3 protein-coding genes are annotated in these 2,471 nt (G+C 44.4%); 1 reads left to right on the top strand and 2 read right to left on the bottom strand.

Translation table 11 applies throughout. The features are described 5' to 3' along the window. Positions 1 to 2: 2 nt before the first annotated feature. Entirely contained in the window at positions 3 to 1,154 is a 1,152-nt protein-coding gene (locus F6J94_RS32925; RefSeq protein WP_293047929.1) for an extracellular solute-binding protein, read from the top strand. A 12-nt stretch (positions 1,155 to 1,166) separates the two neighbouring features. Here the strand turns inward: F6J94_RS32925 and F6J94_RS32930 are convergent, their stop codons facing one another. Next, a complete protein-coding gene (locus F6J94_RS32930; protein WP_293047932.1) occupies positions 1,167 to 1,739 on the bottom strand; it encodes a hypothetical protein in 573 nt (190 codons plus the stop codon). Between the two features lie 143 nt (positions 1,740 to 1,882). Further along, the coding region (locus F6J94_RS32935; RefSeq protein ID WP_293047935.1) for a 4Fe-4S dicluster domain-containing protein at positions 1,883 to 2,471 on the bottom strand (589 nt) is incomplete at its 5' end.

The raw sequence follows: 2,471 nt of genomic DNA on the forward strand, positions 1-2,471 counted from the left end.
TCATAGCCCTTAGTCAGTTAGCATCTGGTTGTACTGGACAACAAGCCTCTTTAAAGGTAAGGCTGTTGCAAAATTCAATCCCAGTTCAGCTGTTGGGTGAATTTCGTAAGACGTTAAAATCACGGCCTACCCTAAATTTTGACCCGGAGAAACAACTATCTGCTTTATTCCAACTCCTGACAACCTTGAAAGAGCAAGACAAACCCAACAATAACCAAGGTCGCTCCCTCCTAGATTTGCTCCCGATTAGGTTTAGGAAACCGATAAGTACTGATTTAGTTACCTTAGGAGATTATTGGCTAAAGTTAGCCATTGAGCAGGAATTGATCCAACCTTTGAACATAGAAACGTTGTCAGGATGGAAACAACTGCCGCTAGAGTCTCAGAAACTCGTCAAACGTGACCAAACTGGTCAGCTAGACAATTCAGGAAAAGTTTGGGGTGCTCCTTATCGCTGGGGTGCTACCGTCATTGCCTATCGCCGTGACAAGTTCAAAGCCTTAGGCTGGACTCCTACCGATTGGAGTGACTTGTGGCGTGAGTCTTTACGCGATCGCATTTCTGTATTAGACCACCCCCGAGAAGTGATTGGTTTAACCTTGAAAAACCTAGGCTTATCCTATAATCAACAGGATTTAAATCAAGTCAAAGACTTGAAACCAGCACTTCGACAACTGGCTAAACAGGTTAAATTCTACAGTTCGGATCACTACCTAAAACCTCTAGTTTTGGGGGATACCTGGGTTGCAGTGGGTTGGTCTACCGATATCCTGGCACTAAGAACACGCGATCGCCAAATTGAGGCAGTGGTACCTCAGTCAGGAACAGCCCTGTGGTCAGATGTATGGGTAAAACCCGTATCAGTAAGCTCTGCTTCTGACTCCTCAGAAAGTAACTCTGAGTCGGATTTAAGCAAAGAGTGGATTAAATTTTGCTGGGATAGCAAATCAGCCAACCAAATTTCTCTACTGACTAATGCTGCTTCCCCGATTCTGGTTAATATGCCAAGAAATACGCTGCCACAAGATATCCAATCTAATCATCTACTGCTGCCAGAAGCAGCAATTCTGGACAAGTGTGAATTTCTCCATCCCTTACCAGAGTCTACAGAAAAGCAGTATGAATCCTTGTGGAAAGAAATGCGAAGTACTTGACAATTACCTATTCTAGTTTTGTGATAACTGGCAAAAGGCGGAGACTTTGCCAGCTAAAGGTACTTGACCAGGAATACATACCTCCACCTGGCACATGGAATTACCATCACAGGTATAAGCTCCTAAAGGCTTTCCTCGCTGGTTAAATACTCTGGTATTGTAGTCATACTCTCTGGCAACGTTTCCCATTTTGTTAATAAAAGCATACCTACCGAGATAGTTAAGCAGACTCCAGAGTTGGCGATTCACTACCAAATCTACCCGGCGTTTACTCGGATAAGCTAACCAATTATCCAGTAGCTTACCGCCAAACTGTTCATCAGCCCACCAGAAACTCGGAGTAGTGAGCTTAGTTTGAGAGATAGTATCAGCAGTAATCACAGAGCCATCAGTAGGAAGATTCTCTGGCTGCAGGACATTTAAATTCACAGCTTCTGTGTCCGGCTGCACTCCTACAGTCTTTTGAGCTAAAACTGGTTTAGGCTTCCAACCAACCAGAAAACAGCTCTCTAGAAACACAAGGCACAACACACAAGGCACAAGGTAAAACGGATTTATTTTAGTAACGTTGTTTCTTTTATCCATCTATCGACCTTAAACATTTTTGAATTAAGAATGTAGAATGCAGAATGTAGAATGTAGAATTCTACATTCTACATTCTGCATTCTGCATTCTGACAGACAACCTACCCTACACCGAATTGCCTTGGGCGAACAACCAACTAACCTTATCCCCACAGACGACGCCTAGGAGAACCATTAAGACGCTGGTGGGTATCAGAGAGTAAGGAAGGAATATCCAGTTGTTCCGGGCAACGGGGAAGACACTCACCACACTGGCTACAACGGTTTCCCTTCATCCCCCTAAACCAATGACCAGCATTTTCAAACATTTGATAGCGATATTGACCAAACTCGGTCATGTCGTAAGCCAAAGCAAGATTGCGCAGCCGCAAGACTTCTGGAATGTTAATGGTTTCTGGGCAAGGTAGACAAGCATAGCATTGACTACAGCGGTCAGTTCCTAGAGCATTGTTCAATTGGGTTTCCAAACGAGAGAATGCTGCCACTTCCATTGGGCTCAAAGACTCATCTCGGTTAGCCACACTCAAAGGCAGGGTCAGCTCATCTGGGTTAGCCGGTCCAATACTAAGGGTGGTAATGCGGCGATCGCTTAATAAAAACCGATAGTTCAGTTCCAGTGGCGAGAAGGGATGGCACAGTTTCTCTAACTTTGGTGGTGGGGTGTAGAGTTTGCCTCCTTTATCAGCAGGAGATATGATGAATATCCCCATATCCTTCTGATTAGCCAATTCA

Origin of the sequence: Moorena sp. SIO1F2, from assembly GCF_010672755.1 — a bacterium.
Lineage (GTDB): Bacteria > Cyanobacteriota > Cyanobacteriia > Cyanobacteriales > Coleofasciculaceae > Moorena.

Excerpts from the sequence above, each read along its gene's own strand:
- F6J94_RS32930 (WP_293047932.1), bottom strand. The coding sequence starts at position 1,739 with ATGGATAAAAGAAACAACGTTACTAAAATAAATCCGTTTTACCTTGTG.